Source organism: Ohtaekwangia koreensis, from assembly GCF_900167975.1.
GTDB lineage: Bacteria > Bacteroidota > Bacteroidia > Cytophagales > Cyclobacteriaceae > Ohtaekwangia > Ohtaekwangia koreensis.
Genome location: NZ_FUZU01000004.1, coordinates 320821 through 340708, shown reverse-complemented (window position 1 = coordinate 340708; position 19888 = coordinate 320821). Strand labels below are relative to the sequence as shown.

Genomic DNA, 19888 nt, shown 5'->3' with positions numbered 1-19888 from the left:
CATTGGGTTATGAAGATATACAAAAATAAGTATGTAATGATCGCCCTGCTTGCAGGAAGTATGGGATGCTCTGACCCGAAGGAAGGCTTTATCAGTGATAACATTACCTACACTCAAAATCCACTGATCGTACAGCAAGGTAAAGTTACCTATTCTAACTCTGTACAGGGTGATGGTTCTACACTTCCTGTTAAAGTAAAATTACTTGAAGTGCGTAATAAAGCTACAGGTGAAGTTGCGAGAGAACTCTTGCAGGAGTATGAAACCGCTATATTTAAAAGTCAGATTTCGCAATTGGACACCACACTCGAGCTGGTCTCTTCCCGTGTCACAACTGAAATGTTTCCTGTATTCAAGGTAAATGAAATGGGAGGACAATTACAGTTATCTGCGCAGACACTGAATGTTCCGTTGGGTGAATATACTTTTGACGTTGAAGTGTCAAATGATGCCGGCACTAAAGTGATCAAGGATATTTGTACTATTCGGGTGGTAGAAGGTGATATCATTCCATTTCTTTCCGGAAACGCCATTGGGTATAAACGTGAGAAAAATGAAGATGGTATATATGTTATAAATCAGTATAACTATAATGTTGCAATAGACGTAGAACGGTCCGATGCGGGAACGAATAGCATTCAGTTTAAATTTGTGAACGGAGCAGGAGAAGCGATTGATCCATCCAAATACGGATTTGCAGAGCGAGTGTTGAATACAGGGCAAGACTATAAATTCAGTACAGCAACCCCATGGCTGAAGGGTAAACCTGAACAAATTACGAGTGAAATGGTTTCATATTCGTTCCCTGTAGTGCCATTTCCCTATAGCTGGATTTCTGAAGGAAAGGTATTTCGGTTTGGTTATTTTCCTACTGGCAATGCCTATACGGAATTCAACGAAGCAACCGGGTTTACATCTTTCGAAGTACGAATCAATACCAGTGGATTTAATTTTACGTATGACGGAGCATATCTCATTACTGTAAATTGTGATTTCCTGTAGCAGATACAAATAGAAGATATTACTATTCATTAAATGACAGGTAGGTGCCACGCGGGAGTGTGGGCACTTGCTTTTTTTGATAAGGTATTTATAGTATTATAGCGGTATGTTGAATATATAGTAGTCCTGTAAGGCAACATCCAGAATATAAAAGCATTTTACGACAACAAGAGTATGTATATAAAGCGAAAAACAGTTGCATTTATTTTTGTAGTACTGGCTACCATAGCACATCACAGCCATGCACAAGGTACCAAAGAGGATTATGAGCGGGCTGAAGCAGTAAGCAAGTTGTATAAGGATAAAGTATTTAACAATCCGTCATCTTTTCATTGGCTGAAGTCTGAAAAAATCTGGTACCTCAACACGACACGGGAGGGTAAAGAATTTATACTCGTAGATGTACCTGGAAAAAAGCAGCGGCCTCTTTTTGACCAAGTACGCCTTGCAAAAGTACTGAGTCAGAAATCAGGGAAGAAAGTTGATGCCAAAGCACTGCCCTTTGACCATATTGATTTTTCCGATGATCGGAAGTCTGTTACATTCCGGATTGACAGTGCACGGTGGCGCTGCAATCTATCTTCCTATACCTGTATAGTAGAAGAGGTTATGAAAGATAAGGGTAGCGATAATGCATATTGGGGAAACACTTTCGATGAAAGCTCTAATAAGCCTGTTCCTTCAGCAGATAGTCTTTGGATCGGTTTTATTAAAAACCACAATGTATATATCAGAAAAAGAAATTCGAAGGAAGAATATCAGCTTAGCTATGATGGAGCGGCCGGTAATTTTTACTCCAGTTATATGCAGTGGTCACCCGATAGTAAAAAACTGATGGCGTATAAAGTAACGCCAGGAGAAAAGCATATGATCTATTTTGTGGAGTCATCCCCCAAAGAACAGTTGCAACCGAAATTATGCTCACGTGAATATCTCAAAGCAGGCGATGTATTGCCGCAAAAGCAACCACAATTATTTCTGGTAGATGAAAAGAAACATGTGCCCATAGACGATGCGTTGTTTCGGAATCAGTTCTGGATTGAAGATATACACTGGACGCGCGACAGTCGCGCGTTTACGTTTGAGTATAATGAACGTGGTCATCAACGGTATCGCATTATCGAAGTAAAAGCACCAACCGGTGAAGTAAATGTGCTCGTAGACGAGCAGAGCAAAACGTTTATCGATTACAGCGGGAAGAAATACAGGTATGATGTAGCCGATGGAAAAGAAATTATCTGGGCCTCCGAGCGTGACGGATGGAACCATTTATACCTTTATGATGGCATCACCGGGAAAGTAAAAAATCAGATCACAAAAGGCGAATGGGTAATGAGACGTGCTGTTTATGTGAACGAAGAAAAACGGCAGATCATTTTTGAAGCGAGTGGTATAGATCGCGATCAGGATCCGTACCTCACGCATTATTGCAGAATCAACTTTGATGGATCAGGTTTTACGCGACTCACGTCTTCCAACGCAAATCACTCTGCCACATTTTCACCAGACTATACATACTTCTTAGATCAATATTCACGGGTTGATCTACCTTCCGTGACAAAGTTATACCGCACAGAAAATGGAGCAGAGATAATGACACTGCAACAGACCGATGCCACTGATTTGGTAAAGGCGGGATGGAAAGCTCCGGAAGTTTTTTCAGCAAAGGGTCGTGATGGTGTAACGGATATATGGGGAATGATTATTCGTCCTTCAAATTTTGATGCCTCCAAAAAATACCCGGTGATTGAAATGATCTATGCCGGGCCACATAGTTTTTTTGTTCCCAAAAGCTTTAGTCCGGGTTACCGGAGTCTTTATGCATTGGCCGAGCTTGGGTTTATAGTTGTACAGATCGATGGTATGGGAACTTCGTGGCGTTCAAAAGCTTTTCACGATGTATGCTGGAAAAATCTGAAAGACGCAGGTTTCCCTGACCGTATAGCCTGGCTGAAAGCAGCAGCACAAAAGTACCCGGCTATAGATATAGCACGCGTGGGTATATTTGGTGGATCTGCCGGAGGGCAGAGCGCAGCGGGTGCAGTGTTGTTTCATCCTGAATTTTATAAAGCAGCCGTTGCTTCCTGCGGATGCCACGATAATCGCATGGATAAAATGTGGTGGAACGAACAATGGATGGGATATCCGGTAGGGCCACACTATGCCGAGTGCTCGAATGTAGTAAATGCATATCGGTTAAAGGGAAATCTTCTACTCATTGTAGGAGAGTTGGATGACAACGTAGATCCAGCATCGACCATGCAGGTAGCCGATGCGCTGATCAAAGCAAAAAAGAATTTTGAACTTGTTGTAGTCCCCGGTATGGGCCACTCCGGTGGTGGTGATTTTGGTGAGCACAAGCGTAGAGACTTTTTTGTGAAGCACCTTCTCAACGTGGAACCGCCGACATGGTGAACATATATCTTAGTGCTGTCATAGCAACAAAGTATAGCGGAATCAGGTTCGAACGTTGAGGATATACCTGTTGGGCCAGGTATATTTACGGTAAGTATATTTGAGAAATGATATGAATGTTCCTGCGTAGATTCTGAATCATCTTTAAAGGAGGTAAAATAATATTATCACCAGTCAATATCAGTAAAGTCAACACTTTTTTTTATCGCGTACTTTATACTATCAATAGATTGAGTAGAATTTATTGGTTTGGTTAATTAAGATGGATGGAATAGTGGTCGTTCCAATGGACGGCTGCTATAACATCTATACACTTGCCGCAATCTTCTTTTCCAGGGCATGCCTGGCTCACTGAAAAAATAGAAATATAACGATGCGAAATATAGGGTTGCATACAGGTGTATACATTTTGGGGTTGGCGATGGTGTGGTTGGTGCAGATAAGAACCTTTGCTCAAAGGGCAATACTCACCATCGATGTCAATAACAAAGGAGCAAAAATTTCGCCTAGTCTTCACGGGATCTTTTTTGAGGAGATCAGCCATGGGGGAGAAGGTGGACTGTATGCAGAGCTCATTCAGAACAGAGGCTTCGAGGAAAGTAATATACCACCCGGCTGTTCATTGGACTCCGGTTGGATTATACCTCCGCGTATACCGCATTTTTCAAGTAACGCAGTCAGCGATTGGAAAATGAAATGGGAAGCGATCGGCCAATGGCCAGCGTGGTCTCTTCAAACGACAGGAAAGGCAAAGGCTGAGGTTTCGTTATCTTCAAAACAACCGCTTCACGCAGCAACGCCTCATTCGTTACAACTCGACATCAAGGCTGCTGATAAGGCCGGTAGTGTATCCGTTGTAAACGATGGCTTCTGGGGAATCCGGGTTGACAAAGGAGAATCGTATAACCTCACATACTATATACGCACAAAGAAGTTCTCCGGACCCATCACGGCCTCACTGAAAGCTGATGATGGCCGAACACTGGCAAGCTATACATTCGATGATGCGAAAAGTTCTTCATGGAAGAAATACACCTGTATACTGAAAGCATCGGACAGTGATTCTAACGCTAAATTTCACCTGACCACAAATTCACCCGGTACAGTATGGATTGATTTTGTGTCGTTGTTCCCGGTGAAAACATTTAAGAATAGACCTAACGGAATGCGCGTTGATCTTGCAAACTATCTGGCAGACCTCAAGCCTTCATTCATTCGTTGGCCCGGTGGTTGTTTTGTAGAAGGCATCAGCACCGAGAGTGCTCCTAATTGGAAACGCTCATTAGGACCATTGACGGAGCGTCCGGGTACGTATAGTCCGTGGGGATATTGGTCTTCGGATGGAATCGGGTATCATGAATTCCTCCAGTTCTGTGAAGACATCGGTGCAGACGCTATGTATGTATTTAACTGTGGTGTCTCCTGCGAGATGCGTGCCGGTGTATATTCTCCAGATGAAAAAATTCCTGGTATCATTGCAGATATACTCGATGGTATAGAATACGCCATTGGTCCTGTGAGTTCCAAATGGGGAGCGGTTCGCGCTCAGAATGGTCATCCGGCACCATTTCCATTAAAGTATATAGAAGTTGGCAATGAACAAGTAGGCGAACGATATGCGAAGCGCTTCAATATTTTCTACAAGGCTATAAAGGAAAAGTATCCGCAGCTGGAAGTAATGGCTGCCATGGGTATAGCGCATCTTCATAAGCCTACGGTAAATGCTATTTCAAAAATGGACATAGCCGATGAGCATGCCTACAAAGGTGTATACTGGCCCATGATCTATCATGACTGGTATGATAAATATGAACGGAAAGACTGGAAGTTATATGTAGGCGAGTATGCGTGCAACAGTGGTGTGGGCAGTGGAAACATGATGGCGGCATTAAACGATGCTACCTTCATTTTGGGAATGGAGCGCAATGCCGATCTAATTACCATGAGTAGCTACGCTCCGTTGCTCGAGAATATAAATGATACCGACTGGCCGGTAAACCTCATCCGGTTTGACAATGCAAAAAGTTTTGCGAGAATATCATACTACACTATAAAGATGATGAATGAGAACCGGGCATCCGTTAATTTGAAAACAGATCTGAAACTTGCGGAAACAGAAGGATCCAAGGTACCTCTTTATACTGGTAAAATCGGATTAAGTACATGGGATACCTATGCGGAATTTAAAGATGTACAGGTACTGCAGAATAATAAATTAGTATATACTTCGGATTTTGTAAACCACAGAAATGAGTGGAGGACGGAAGGAGGGGACTGGAAGGTAAATGATCAGGCGCTTGCTCAAACAACAGAAGGTGCGTGGCCGATGGCTATATTAAGCGATCGCTCATTTGATATATATACCTTGAAATTGAAAGCACGTAAAACCGGTGGCCCGAACGCCTTCATGATTCCTATTGCCATTCAGGATAACAATAATTACCTGCGCGCACATATAGGTGCGTGGTGGAATGCTGTGAGTGCATTTGAAATGGTTACCAATGGTACAGATGCTATGGTGACACAACCGGTAAGACTTGAAAATCCTATTGAAACAAATCGCTGGTACGATATCGAGATCAGAGTGAATCATTCGAGTATAGAGTGTTACCTGGATGGAAAGCAAGTAATGGTATATAAAGAGCCACGCAGATTTTTTAGTATTGCCGGCCTGGATGAAAAGACCGGAGAGATCGTTGTAAAAGTTGTCAATGCCAGCAACGAAGAGTATACCACACGCATTGAATTAAAAGGAAGTAATCCTGTCGCGATTGGTAAGACGATAACGCTGTCGAGTGAAAAGCCGGAAGATGAGAATACAATGGAGGCACCGGTTAAATATACTCCGATAGAACGAAATTTTACAGGATATAAAAATGATTTTGATTATTCATTTCAGCCATGGTCTGTTACAATATTGCGGATAAAGCAGAATCCATGAGATAGTATTCAAAAAGATAGAGGCGATTGAAATTTCCGCTCGGAAGTTAGTTTCATTTTAATCATACGCCTATGCAGCAAAAGGTATCAACGCTTGAAGAAGCGACTGGAATGTTGATGCCGAAAAATCAAGGTAACGTCTCTGAAACTCCGTGGTCGTTTTTTATCGCTGTACAAGGCCAGGATTCTCAAATATATAGTTTACGGGATGCCTTGGTTTATCATGATGTGTACAATCTGTATCGTAGTTGACTTAATAGTATTATCACTCGGTCAAATCAATGCCTATGAAAAAAACTTTATTAATAGGAATGCTACTGCTGGCATTCTCACTGTCATACGCGCAAAAAACTGTATATATACCAACCCAGTTCAGTGAGGCGCCCTGGAACGAATGGTCCTGGAGCAAAACATATCAATCTGCTAACTTTTGTATCTTCTGGGGAAATAAAGTAGGAACGAATCCAGCGACCTACTCGGATGTGAACCTACGTTTCGATCCGGCTGTCGTAGCAGGTTACCTCGAAGCAAGTTTTGCAAAGTTTGTAACGGAGATCGGATTTGTCTCCAACGCATCCACAAAACAACTTGGACAGTATAAAATCATTATCGTAATGAATGACACCTATAACGGAGCGAACGGTCCGACTGGTTGGGCATTTGGCGGATCATACGATAATACGATTGGCGCAATGTGGGTTCATCCCAATGCAACACGGGATGCCTATGTGTTGAGCCATGAATTTGCACACTCGCTGCAAGGGCAGATCTCCATCCAGGAGAATACAACCGGAGGTGGATATGTAGGGTATGATCCTGCCGGTTGGTTCTGGGAGTGTCATGCAAACTATATGCGTTGTGTTGAGTTTCCGCAGTTCGCGGCTGATGATATGCCTCGCTGGACAGCTACCAGTAGTTACCACGTGAGCTCTACACGCCATCACTATACAACCTTTAAATGGCTGATGAACATTCAGCAGAACTATGGTGGTACCAACATGGTGAACCGTATGTGGCGGGAGTCTGCAGCAAATGAACATCCGGTGGTAACGTTCAGGCGATTGAGTGGATGGAGCCAGACACAGCTCAATGATTTTATGTATGACTATGCGAAGCGTGAAGTAATATTCGATTACCCGGCACAAGGTTTTGGAAGTGCTATGCGAACGCAACGCAATACCTTTAAGACAAATGCAGGAGAGAACCATTATCTGTGGCGGGTATATACTTTGCTGAACCAGGTCAGTGCTTCTAATGGTCGCTATATCGTTCCGGATCATTCGGCACCACAGGACTATGGATTTAATATCATTCCGCTCTATACTACCTGTGCCAGTAAAACTGTTCATGTAAAGTTTAAAGGTCATACAGAAGTGAACAGCACAGCCGGTTGGCGTTGGGGATTTGTAGCGGTAAAGGCAAATGGCACCACGGTGCGCTATGGCACGATGTCGAATGCAAGTGATGGTGAAGCAACCTTTACATTAGCAGCGGATGAAACCCAGCTATACCTGGTTGTAGTCGGAGCACCTACTACACATACCAGCTATCTGTGGGAAGCAGGCTGGCCAAAGATCAAACGTTATCCGTATGAGTTGCGCATTGAGAATGCAGTTCCGGAAGGATATCAAAGTACATATCGGGATGACGTGCGGGCACTCTATGCGGGTCATACGCATTCCAATGGTGGCGGATGGGTGGCCAATACCGCTACCGTTGCGTCATCGGTGTATGTAGCACCCAAAGCGCTGGTGGTAGGTACATCTAACTTGTCGGGCAATGTCAGAGTAGAGGGTACAGCACGACTGGAACGTGTAACTGCCAGCGGTAGCGTTGTATTCAGCGGTGATGTAAATGTGATTGGCGGTACCTATACCAACACCGTGCAAGTACAGGAGCGTGCAATCTTAAATGATTGTTCGGCTTCCGGCAATGCGATCATCAAAGGAAATGCATTGGCCTGGGGATCGACCTATGGAAATGGTGTCGTGGTAGGTGGAGATGCCGAGCTCGGAAGCTGCTCTACTGCAGGAGTATATTTGCAAACTCCTCATCCAAACAACGGTCGCGCTGAATGCGATGGTAAGGGTATGAGCGATGCTTCCAACACCGATGTGAATGCGGCCTATACGCAATTTACTGATGCACAAATGAGTTGGACAGCAATAGGATGTGGTGGAACCGCAGATACACAAGCACCGTCTACACCCGGTACACCTGCATCTTCGAATGTTACCAGTACGGGTGTTACCCTGAGCTGGACTGCCGCAACGGATAATGTAGCAGTAACCGGTTACGATGTACTGCAGAACGGAACCGTTGTGCAGACCGTGACGGGTACAACGGTAGGTCTAACAGGACTCACTGCTTCCACAACCTATTCATTCACTGTAAAAGCGAAAGATGCAGCTGGAAATATATCGGCAGCCAGCGGAGCGTTGTCGGTAACTACATCAAGCTCCGGAGGAACAGGTCCGGTAGTCGGAGGTATATATAAGATCACCGCCCGCCACAGCGGTAAGAGTTTTTGTATGCGCGGAGGAACAGGCGCTACCGGCAATAACGTGCAACTTACCCAGTATACCTATCAAAGTGGAACTCATCAGCAATTCAAGGCCGAAGCAAATGGAACATATTTCAGACTCACTCCTCAACATGCTACGAGTAAAGCTCTTGATGTAACGGGTAACGCTACAGCCGATGGCGCGAACATTATTCAGTATACCTGGAGCGGTAGTAACAATCAGCAATGGTCATTCGTCAGTATAGGCAGTGGATACTATCAGATTGTATCACGTTCCAGTGGTAAATGTCTTGGTGTAGCCAGTGCGAGTACAGCGGATGACGCCAACGTGCAGCAATTTACCTGTAGCACAAGTGCTACCAATCAGCATTTTACATTCGAGGCAATTGCTTCAAGTGCATCGGCAGTCACATTGATGGATACGGATGCTCGTATAGCCACAGATGAATCAAAATTACAGGTATACCCAAATCCGGTAAGAGGATCTTTCACAGTGGAGTTAAGCGGATTTTCTCCGCAAGAGGAGATCACACTGCAGGTAGTGAACCTTACGGGGAAAGAGATCTTTACCGATGAACTCAAATTAAAGCGGACGGCTACATATAATACTGCATCTTATGGAATGAAGGAATCAGTATATATACTGAAGGCGGTGAATTCAAAGAGAGTATTAATACAAAAGATGCTTGTGTTAGAGTAACGAGTATAGATTAACAGCGTAAAAAAGGGTTGACCTTTTTCGAGGTCAACCCTTTTATTATAGAATAAATATAGATTACTGAATATATCTATACTTTAAGATTTGATAATTAACGTAGTAGGAGAACTGTTGAGCCATACATTGCGCGAGTCTATAAGCTTCTTCCAGCTGTCGAAACTGATCAGCATCAGATCCTGCGTCTGGAGAAATTCTTTCTCGATTGTTTTATCGCTTGCGATGGTAATATGATTGGGAGCATTTTGTTCTATAGCACGGATTGCCTCTTTTATTTCCGTATTGTTTTTAACCTCACCAGCAGCATCGATGATCGTGATTTGTGATCCTGCATTGTGAATAAGTTTCTGCGCATACTTGATCAGGTATACATCTGAAGCATGGAAAACGGGTATAAATACGCGATCCGTTTTTTCAAAGTTTTTATCGATCAGTATACCTACTGGCACGTGGCTATTTGAAAGGATTACGCGTGTACGTTCATCGAATGGAGAAAGTTCGAATAGCTTTTCCTTCCCGGTAACGGTATTGATCAAACGGTCGGGACTGATAATGCGCGTTGTAAATCCAAGAACTTTGCCGAGTAAGCTTCCTTCGTAAATGGACTGTCCTAAGCCCACGAGAAGTAAATCATAATCACCTTTATTGGCTACTTCCGTGATGTCTTCATCTATATCATTGGATGCTTTGAACAAGGTTGTAATTTTTTGATTCAGATGTTTTGACTCGTCAATAACCGGTGCAAAACTTTCCTGTTCGTATTCTTCCAGGTTAAAAGAGTGAAGCTCATTGGTAGGAGAGAGGTGAAGCGCAGTAATCGCTGCATTTCCATTCAGTTTTTTTGTGAAACTGTTTGCCAGTCGTAATAAGGATCGTCCACGTTCAGGATTTCCAAAGGAGATCAGAATTTTATACTTACCGTTACTGCTTATTTCCTTCGGTATAGCATCCTCTTTCGATTTGAATATCTTATTGATGAGATCCAGTACGGGCCCTGTCATGAAGGTAGTAACGAGTGCCATGATCACCATCATTGCAAAGACCTGCGGTGTGAGCACACCAAGATCATATCCTATATTTAGCACTACGAGTTCCATCAGGCCACGTGTATTCATCAGGGCACCGATCATCAAACTATCTTTCCAGCTTTGTCCTACAAACTTTGCAGGCAGAGCACTTCCGGCAAATTTACCGACTACAGCAACTGTAATAATAAGTGCTGTAATCTTCCAGAGGTATGGATCGTTCAGAAGTCCGATCTGTGTACGTAATCCTGTAAAGACAAAGAATAAAGGCAAGAGCAACACGAGTGCAACATCTTCTACTTTTTCAATAAATATATTTTTAAACTTCATGTTTTCCGGCATGATCACACCGGCCATGAAAGCTCCGAATAATGCATGTATACCAATTACTTCTGAAGCATAAGAAGATAATAACAGCGTGAGGAAGAATATAGCGACTACAGATTTGCTCAGATTCTCGCGTGATGAGTGAAGATCACCTACCCGCTTGAGGAACGGGCGCACTACTTTCAACATGATAAACACATATACACCGGCTAGTAGAATTATATACAGCGCGCTTACAAATGTACCGGCTTTTACAATGGCGATAACGGCAGCGAGCAAGCACCAGGCAGTAATATCATCCGCAGCAGCGCAGGTGATAACGATGGTGCCGAGACGAGTTTTATGGATACCTCTTTCCTGCACGATGCGGGCGAGTACAGGAAATGCTGTGATGCTCATCGCGATGCCAATGAACAATGCAAAAGACGAGAACTGAACGTTGGGTGGCGCAAAAGATTGATAAATGTAATATGCCAGTCCTAACCCGAGCGCAAATGGAATTACAATGCTGGTGTGACTCACTACCAATGCATCATGCGCTTTGTTACGCAATACTTTCAGGTCGAGCTCCATGCCTATAACAAACATGAAAAGGATCAAGCCGATCTGACTTAAAAACTGAAGATTACCTAAAGATTGTGCAGGGAATAAAGCGGCCGAAAATTCCGGAAAGTACATTCCCATCAGCGAAGGTCCGAGTGCTATACCGGCAATGATCTCTCCTATAACTGTTGGTTGTCCTATTTTTTTGAAGACCCATCCAAACAGTCGTGATACAAGAATGATGGTAACGATCTGTGCTAATAGTATAGCGAGTGGATGCTTGAGGTTATGCAAAAGCGAAAGAACAAATTCCTGCCACTGTGTATTATTGGAAACCGGTAAAACTATATTTCTTCCCGCTTCAAGCTTAGTGCCATAGAGCACAATCCAATACATCAACGCGGTGAAACCTCCGATTATAAAAATGTAAAAAAATAAATTTCTAAACTTTTTCATTCTTTCTTCTTTGAGAAACCAAAAAACAAAACCGCTCCTTATGTCTATAATTGCTACCACCTGTGGTACCAAAGAACGGAGCTGCTTGATAAACAACCTGCATCCTGAAAAGGAAACGCTTCAATAGAAGATATTTTCACGTATACTTTTTCGCTTTGCGAGTGCAAATATGAACAATACAATGAATGATAGTCATCGTTTGTAAAAGAAGAGACGGATATTGTAGTGACCCCGTAAAAAAATGTAATGAAACTACTCTTTTACCTTGTTGATGAATTCCTGTCGATACGATTCGCTCAGGGAAAGAACGAGAGGCTTGCCGGAAGGCTGTACAATGTTGGTGGTGATTTCGTCATGCGAAAAAAAATGTACAGATTTTATAGCGACCAATTCTTTTTTGTTAATGCGTGAAAACTGATCGGCAGGAAGAACTTCAAGAAGTTTTTCGAACGATATATTTTTCAGGGTAAGTATAGTGCCGTCAACAAGTTGTACCGCTTTATCACGACTGTCGGATTCGGATGTTTTAATATAGCATACCTGTTCGAAGAAGAGTAATGCTTTTCCTTTATCTGTATTTAGCTGAACGAAATTTTTAGCAGTGTTTATTTTACCAATACGCTTCACGGCTTTTTGTACCGCTTGTTGCAGTCGCTCTTTCTTTACAGGCTTGCGTACATAGTCAACGGCATCGAGGTCAAAGGCTTCTGCTGCATATTCTTTATAGGCAGTTACAAAAATAACAGGCTTGCCCTGCAAGAGATTAGCAACGTGTAATCCATTCATGACAGGCATTTCAATATCGAGAATGCAAAGATCGAAATCCAGGGAAGGAATTTCTTGTAGAAATATTTCGGGACTGTTAAAAGCTTTTACAACTTCGAGTTCAGGAATCTGCTCACAAAGCATTTTCAGGTAGGTGAGTCCTGGAAGTTCGTCATCGAGTAGCAAGCATCTGAGTTTTGTGCTCAAGCAAGTTGATCTTTAAGTGTGCAATAAAAACATCTTCTTCTTTAAATCGGTCTAACCGGAAGTTATTCTTGTAAATTAATTTGAGACGTTGCTCTAACGTTTCGGAACCAATGCCGCCTTTCTCTTTTCGCAGTGCTGTTTTGCTAGAGATCTTATTCGAAACTGTCAATGAAAAAGTACTGTCTTTAAATTCGAATACAATGGATATAAAGGCATCAGCACTTTGCAAGTCTGCATGTTTAAAAGCGTTTTCAATTAAGTCGATTGAAATGAGTGGCGCCATAATCCGTTGTGTGTATAGCGGATCTTCATCGTCAAGCTTTGATTTCACTTTTAACTCAAACAACGGACTTACTTTTATTTTATTGATCTCGATGAGATTGAGTGCAAATTCAATTTCTTCCTGTGGCGTTACAAACCGATTGCGGCTTTCATATAGTATATAATCTAATACGTTGGCAAGTTTATCTAATGCAAAATACGTTTGATAGGCATGCGATTGAATGGAGTTCAACACATTTTTAAAGAGATGAGGATTGAGCCGCGATTCGAGCGTTTCCAGTTGCAGGCTGTCTACTTTATTTTCAAGGGTGGTAAATTTAGCCTGGACATCATTTCTGGTTTTATCTGCATTACGAAGTTGCCTCAACAGGTATATAATAACGGCTCCCAGTATCGCAATAATCACCAGGGCTGTAATGAGTATAAAAAGGGCTATATCCTGCATGCACGTTTAAATTGTATCAAAGTTAGTGTTTTTCAATGGAAAGCATTTTTGCGCAGATACATAAAAAAATACTTGTCAACTTTTCGGTTGTTGGTCTGTGGAGGCTCTTTTTTCTTTGCTGCATATTTAATTTAAATTACTGTTTCAGAAATGATGCCACGCATAGTAAATAAGGTTCATACCAGAAAAGCATTATCTTTTCAGGATAAGTATAATGCCATGTTGCGTGAAGACCCTTCATTCGAAGGAGTCTTTATTACAGCCGTGAAAACAACAGGTATATTTTGCCGGCCAGCGTGCAGGGCACGCAAACCAAAAGCTGAGAATGTAGTTTTCTATGAAAGTCCACAGGAAGCGATTGAACATGGATTCCGTCCTTGTAAAATTTGCAAACCCATGGAACAGGCGAGCACGGCTCCCAAGCCTATACATGACCTGATCGAAGAATTGAATAGCAATCCCTATATACGAATCAAAGATTATGATTTGAGACAGCGCGGTATAGAACCGAGCCAGGTGAGGCGTTGGTTTAAGAAGCATCATAACCTCAGCTTTCATGCTTATCAGCGAATGCTGCGAATAAATTCAGCGTTTAACAAAATTACAGTGGGAGAATCTGTAACGAATACCGCTTTCGACAGTGGGTATAATTCTTTAAGCGGTTTTAGTGAAGGGTATAGATCTGTTTTTGGTAAAGCTCCTTCGCAGTCAAAGGAAAAAACAGTCATTAATCTGATTCGCTTTACCACACCATTGGGTCCTATGTTTGGCTGTGCCACTACACAAGGTATATGTCTGGTAGAGTTTACAAACCGCAAAATGCTGGAGACAGAATTTAAAGATCTGTGTAAGCGATTGAACGCTGTTATACTTCCCGGAACAAACAAACATCTCGTGCAATTGGAAAAAGAGATGAATGAATATTTCAATGGAGAGCGTAAAGATTTTTCAGTTACGTTGCATGCACCGGGCACAACCTTTCAACAAAATGTTTGGAACAATTTGCAACGTATACCCTACGGAGAAACGCGATCATACAAGAAACTCGCGACTGATATGAATATCGCTACGGCTATTCGCGCTGTGGCTTCTGCTAACGGACATAACCGGATCTCGATCATTATACCTTGCCATCGGGTTATAGGTGAAAATGGAAACTTAACCGGCTATGGCGGTGGGCTCCCACGCAAAAAATGGCTGCTTGATTTTGAGAAAGCCAATTCGAAATCTTAAAAATTGGTGACTAGGTTTCGTTCCAAATAGGAGTATAACTCATAAAATTGATGTAGTTGTATAGGGCATATTTGAGATAAACGTCATGCTTTTGTTATCCGAAATGGGAATCTGACCCAAATTTTATTTAGCTGGCTGAGGAATGAACAGGTGCTCTTATCCCGTTTATTATCGTTTGAATGCGTTTTTTGAGGTGTTTCATACTTTTTTTTGTCGTTGAAATGAAATCAGGCACTCTTTTGATGTACCTTTAATGTAAGACTGTAAAGCCAATTCTTTCAGTTTCTCAATGCAAATTGGTTACTAAGTAAGTTCATCGGTACGCTGATGAGTATACAGTATGGTATTGGGCTTTGTTTGTTAAGGTGTTTTAACTTATAATCAAAATGAAACCTGCTTTAATCTTAGTACGAGTTGTATCTGCATGGATGTTTGTATTGCTGTCCTCGGCAGCTTTCTCTCAATCCATAACCACATCGGCTATTACGGGCTCTCCGTTTTGTGCCGGAGCAAGTGTGAGTGTAGCCTATACCATCAGTGGTTCATTTACAGCAGGGAATGTTTTTACGGCCCAACTATCAGATGCAACCGGAAGTTTTACAAGTCCCGTAACAATAGGAACACTCACCGCTACCAATGCCGGTACAATCACAGCATCCATTCCTTTTACACAAGCCTCTGGTACTGCGTATAGGATCAGGGTTGTAAGCTCAACACCTGCAATCACCGGTAGTAACAACGGTTCAAACCTTACGATCAACGCACTGACTTTAGCAGCGCCTACTTTTACACCCACAGCATTTTGTCAAGGTCAAGCTTTTACGATTACGTATACCACCAACTGTAATTTTACAAATACACCCACAGCAAATACATTTACTGCGCAACTGTCAGATGCTGTCGGCAGCTTTGCAAGTCCTGTAACGATCGGAACCAATACCTCGGTTGCGTCCGGTACGATCAGTGCTACTATACCTGCAGGTACGCCTGCGGGAAGTGCCTATAGAATCAGAATTGTTTCATCAAACCCTTCTCTTACCAGTGCTACGAATGGAACCGACTTAAGTATAGCTGCTCCGAGTGGCGATCCTACGGTTTCCGGAAACGGTGTGTGGAATGTATATGCCTATGCCGGTACGTCCTTTACTTCTTACTACGGATACTATACCGAGAATAACCTCTCCTTTAATTCAGCAAACCGGTGGGCAGCAGCAACGAGTCCATCCAATGCTGATAACACTTCCGGACAAGCTTATCAGGGATGTCCTATCACTAGTGCCAGTACATATTCCTTTATATACAAGCGAAGCAGTTTTACCTGCGGCTATTACCAAATAGATATACCTACACACGATGATAACGTAACACTCTTCATTGATGGCGTACAAGTATATCAGCATGTTGGATGCTGTGACGCACACACGAATGTATGGAGTGGTTTTCTCGGGGCTTCATCTTCTGTTGAAGCACGTGTACAAAACGTTGGAGCAGGAAATGGTTTCTTGTCGATGCAGTTCAGTACATCCACCATTCCACTGACGTTGTCGCCACCGGCAACCGTTTGCTCGGGAACACCAACGACCTTAACTGTTTCGTCTCCGGTTACCCTGTCGTATGCATGGGCACCGACCGCTACACTAACACCATCAACCGGTGCAAGTGTTGAAGCAAGACCTACCGCTACAACGACCTATACCGTTACAGGAACTGATGCTACAACAAGTTGCTCCGTATCCAGCAGTGTATTGATCACGGTTGCCGCTTCACCCACTACTACCATGGCGCCATCGATATCTACTATATGTTCGGGTGTAACAACGGTTACATTAACGGCATCCGGTGCGAACAGCTATACATGGTCTCCAAGTGCCGGATTAAATACAACCACCGGAAATACAGTTATAGCGAATCCATCAGTAACCACTACCTATACCGTTACGGGAAGTAACAACTGTACAACATCAACAGCTTCGCGCCTCATCACGGTGCAGAATACACCACCAGGTTCAGCGCCATCACCAAGTACTTTCGGAAGCGGGGCCTGGAATATATACTGCTATGAAGGCACCGGCTTTAGTAACTATTATGGATACTATACAGAGAACAATCTGAATTTCAATACCACCAGTCGCTGGACAAACAGTGTAGGGCCTTCTGTCGCGAATGCATCATCAGGCACTGCCTATACGGGATGCTCGGTATCGAGTACATATTACTCCATGAGCTTCAAGCGTACAAATATAGCCTGTGGTTATTACCAGATCGATTTACCATTACATGATGACAATATCACCTTATATATAGATGGTGTCCAGGTATTTCAACACAACGGATGCTGTGATGCGCACACCAACGCGTGGACAGGATTTATAGGCCCAACGACTACAGTGGAGTTAAGGTTGATCAACAATTCCGGTCCGGGAAGCCTTCAATTCTCTATGAATCCATCAACATCAACACCGGTATCGGCTAACACACCCGTTACAATTTGTGCCGGTACGAGTACAACGCTTACAGCTACATCGGCGATTACCGGAGCTACCTATAGCTGGGCACCGAGTAACGCAGCAAACAATGGTACAGTCGCTTCACCTAATAACGCCACCACGGTGGTAAGTCCGGTGGTGTCAGACTCATATATAGCCACGGTGACCGATGCCGCCAAAACCGGATGTACTGCTACTACAAGCGTGCCGGTTACGATCGATCCGCTGTCAAACACTACCGTAACACCTACAACCGGTTCTACATATTGTCCTGGTACTCCGTTTACATTAACAGCGAGTGGTGCGAGTAGCTATACATGGTCTGCCAACACAGGAGCTTCCGGAGGATTAAGTTCTACATCAGGATTCCAGGTTACAGCAAGCCCTACAGTAACAACAACCTATACTGTAACCGGAAGTAATAACTGTAATACAAAAGATGCTCCGGTTACTATTACCATCAACCCGTTGCCGGCAATCACTACATTTCCAACCGGTACATGGAATGTATATGCATTTAATTCTACCGTGATCGGAACAAACTATTCGGGATACTATACCGAGAATGGTTCCGGAGCGAGTGGTTATGATTTTAACACGACTACGCGTTGGGCTAACAATGCCGCACCCTCTACAGCCAATGCAACCAATGGAACAGCGTACCAGGGATGTGCGTTGGGTGTATCAAATTATACACTGAGCTTTAAACGAACAGGTTTTACATGTGGTATATACCAGATCAATATACCGGCTCACGATGATAACTTTACATTATTGATCAACGGCACGCAAGTCGCACAACACAACGGATGTTGTGATACCCACACGGCTATATGGACAGGTGCTTTATATACCAGTTCAACCGTTGAATTAAGATTGCTTCAGGGTGGTGGTACCGCTTATCTCAACGTACAATTTGTTCCTGTAACACAACCTGCATCACAGTCGGTGTGGATAGGAGCCACCAGTACAGATTGGTTTACCGCCAGTAACTGGTGTGGCTCAGTACCAACTACTACGACCGATGTTTTGATTCCTTCAGCAGGGCCAATCAGTATGCCGGTGATTGCAACCTCGGGTGCAGTATGCCGCAACATCACAATCAATAGTGCTGTAGCAGTAGGGACATATAACAGTGCAATACCGGCAGCAACCCTCGCCACCAGTACAACTCTGAATTTACAGGTATATGGAAGCTGGCAAAACAACGGAGGCTTCACAGCCAATAGTGGTACCGTTGAATTCATTGGTACAAATGCTTCCAGTACGATCAGCGGTGCTGCTACCCAAACATTCCATAACCTGGTGATCAACAAAACCAATAACATTACTATATCTTCCGGTACACAGCAGGTGCGCAACGTGTTAACGCTTACGAATGGAATCCTTTTTCAGAATGGTATACTTGAGATTCTGAATGGAGCGAGCGTAACAGGAGCAAGCAATGCAAGCCATGTAGATGGTGATATAAAGAAAATTGGCAACACGGCCTTTACATTCCCGGTAGGAGATAACGGTGTTTATCGTCCCATCTCTATGTCTGCGCCTTCTTTGACTACCGATCACTTTACTGCACAATATTTTTATTCGAACCCCACGGTGATCTATCCGAACTCACAACGTGATGCTTCCATTGATCACGTAAGCGGTGGGGAATATTGGACGCTGAACCGTACAGGAGGAACGTCCAACGTAAATGTTACACTTAGCTGGGACACGAACAGTGGTATTGTTAATGATCTCAGTGCATTGCGTGTAGCCCGTTGGGATGCGAGTCTTGGCAGATGGAAAGATCACGGCAACGGAGGGACTACTGGAAATACTACTACCGGCACAATAATCACCAGTGCTGCTGTAACATCCTTCAGTCCGTTCGCACTTTCATCGTCAACAGGGGCCAACCCTTTACCGGTTGTATTGCTGAGTTTCACCGCTGCAAAAGACAGTGAAAACAATGTCCAATTAAAATGGTCTACCGCCAGCGAAATCAACAGTGATTATTTTCAGATAGAGCGATCGAAAGATGGAAAATATTTTCAATCGATCGGGAAAGTAAAAGCTGCAGGCAACACCGCAAACCGCGTAGACTATACCTATATAGACAACGCACCGTTTGCCGGTAGTTCATATTACAAACTTAAGCAAGTTGATTTTGACGGAACGAGTACATATTCAAAAGTGCGCTTCGTTGAAAGCGTTGACAACGTATTGAGTGTTTATCCCAATCCCACGTCAGACTTTTTAAGAATTGAGTCTAATGGCGCTGGCATTGCTACGATCAAAGTCCGGAACGAAATGGGCTATATCTTAAAGGTTCCGTTTACGGAAACGGACGGAAATTTCATACTTAACACCGCTTCACTGGCTGCCGGGATTTATATACTGGAGATTCAACAGGAAGCCCGCACCACAGTACATAAAGTGGTAATCGAAAAATGATGGCTATATACAGCGGATCTTTTCCGATCCGCTGTATATTTGTTCTTATCAAAAAGCTCTAATATAAAATCATAATGTATTAAT

At 43.2% G+C, this 19888-nt stretch carries 9 protein-coding genes; 6 read left to right on the top strand and 3 right to left on the bottom strand.

Annotated elements, in window-relative coordinates; translation table 11 throughout:
* Window positions 1-9: 9 nt before the first annotated feature.
* The 4 genes from B5Y40_RS24765 to B5Y40_RS30065 all read left to right on the top strand — a co-directional run bounded on the left by B5Y40_RS24765 (window position 10) and on the right by B5Y40_RS30065 (window position 9581).
* Window positions 10-1002, top strand: a complete 993-nt coding sequence (locus B5Y40_RS24765; RefSeq protein WP_079689551.1) for a DUF5007 domain-containing protein — start codon at window positions 10-12, stop codon at window positions 1000-1002.
* Window positions 1003-1176: 174 nt separating this feature from the next.
* On the top strand, window positions 1177-3417 hold the full coding sequence (locus B5Y40_RS24760) for a S9 family peptidase (RefSeq protein WP_079689550.1): 2241 nt from the start codon (window positions 1177-1179) through the stop codon (window positions 3415-3417).
* 373 nt (window positions 3418-3790) lie between these two features.
* On the top strand, window positions 3791-6358 hold the full coding sequence (locus tag B5Y40_RS24755) for an alpha-L-arabinofuranosidase C-terminal domain-containing protein (RefSeq protein WP_079689549.1): 2568 nt from the start codon (window positions 3791-3793) through the stop codon (window positions 6356-6358).
* Between the two features lie 286 nt (window positions 6359-6644).
* Window positions 6645-9581 (top strand): DUF6055 domain-containing protein, encoded by a 2937-nt coding sequence (locus tag B5Y40_RS30065; protein ID WP_159453807.1) that lies wholly within the window; start codon window positions 6645-6647, stop codon window positions 9579-9581.
* Between the two features lie 95 nt (window positions 9582-9676).
* On the opposite strand, the gene B5Y40_RS24740 is transcribed toward B5Y40_RS30065, so the two are convergent.
* From B5Y40_RS24740 to B5Y40_RS24730, 3 genes are all read right to left on the bottom strand, one after another.
* Complete coding sequence (locus B5Y40_RS24740; protein WP_079690004.1) at window positions 9677-11947, bottom strand: cation:proton antiporter domain-containing protein; 2271 nt, start codon at window positions 11945-11947, stop codon at window positions 9677-9679.
* Between the two features lie 252 nt (window positions 11948-12199).
* Complete coding sequence (locus B5Y40_RS24735) at window positions 12200-12898, bottom strand: LytR/AlgR family response regulator transcription factor (protein WP_245840768.1); 699 nt, start codon at window positions 12896-12898, stop codon at window positions 12200-12202.
* On the bottom strand, window positions 12885-13646 hold the full coding sequence (locus tag B5Y40_RS24730; protein WP_079689545.1) for a sensor histidine kinase: 762 nt from the start codon (window positions 13644-13646) through the stop codon (window positions 12885-12887). Before B5Y40_RS24730 ends, B5Y40_RS24735 begins: the two co-directional genes overlap by 14 nt.
* Before the next feature lie 150 nt (window positions 13647-13796).
* On the opposite strand from B5Y40_RS24730, the gene B5Y40_RS24725 reads away from it, so the two are divergent.
* Entirely contained in the window at window positions 13797-14879 is a 1083-nt protein-coding gene (locus B5Y40_RS24725; protein ID WP_245840766.1) for a bifunctional transcriptional activator/DNA repair enzyme AdaA, read from the top strand.
* Between the two features lie 386 nt (window positions 14880-15265).
* Window positions 15266-19804 carry a T9SS type A sorting domain-containing protein gene (locus B5Y40_RS24720; RefSeq protein WP_079689544.1) on the top strand — a complete coding sequence of 1513 codons (4539 nt, stop codon included), beginning with the start codon at window positions 15266-15268 and terminating at the stop codon, window positions 19802-19804.
* The last annotated feature ends 84 nt before the right edge of the window (window positions 19805-19888 follow it).

Coding starts and splice junctions, on each gene's coding strand:
- B5Y40_RS24765 (WP_079689551.1), top strand. CDS start 10: ATGAAGATATACAAAAATAAGTATGTAATGATCGCCCTGCTTGCAGGA.
- B5Y40_RS24760 (WP_079689550.1), top strand. CDS start 1,177: ATGTATATAAAGCGAAAAACAGTTGCATTTATTTTTGTAGTACTGGCT.
- B5Y40_RS24755 (WP_079689549.1), top strand. CDS start 3,791: ATGCGAAATATAGGGTTGCATACAGGTGTATACATTTTGGGGTTGGCG.
- B5Y40_RS30065 (WP_159453807.1), top strand. CDS start 6,645: ATGAAAAAAACTTTATTAATAGGAATGCTACTGCTGGCATTCTCACTG.
- B5Y40_RS24740 (WP_079690004.1), bottom strand. CDS start 11,947: ATGAAAAAGTTTAGAAATTTATTTTTTTACATTTTTATAATCGGAGGT.
- B5Y40_RS24730 (WP_079689545.1), bottom strand. CDS start 13,646: ATGCAGGATATAGCCCTTTTTATACTCATTACAGCCCTGGTGATTATT.
- B5Y40_RS24725 (WP_245840766.1), top strand. CDS start 13,797: ATGATGCCACGCATAGTAAATAAGGTTCATACCAGAAAAGCATTATCT.
- B5Y40_RS24720 (WP_079689544.1), top strand. CDS start 15,266: ATGAAACCTGCTTTAATCTTAGTACGAGTTGTATCTGCATGGATGTTT.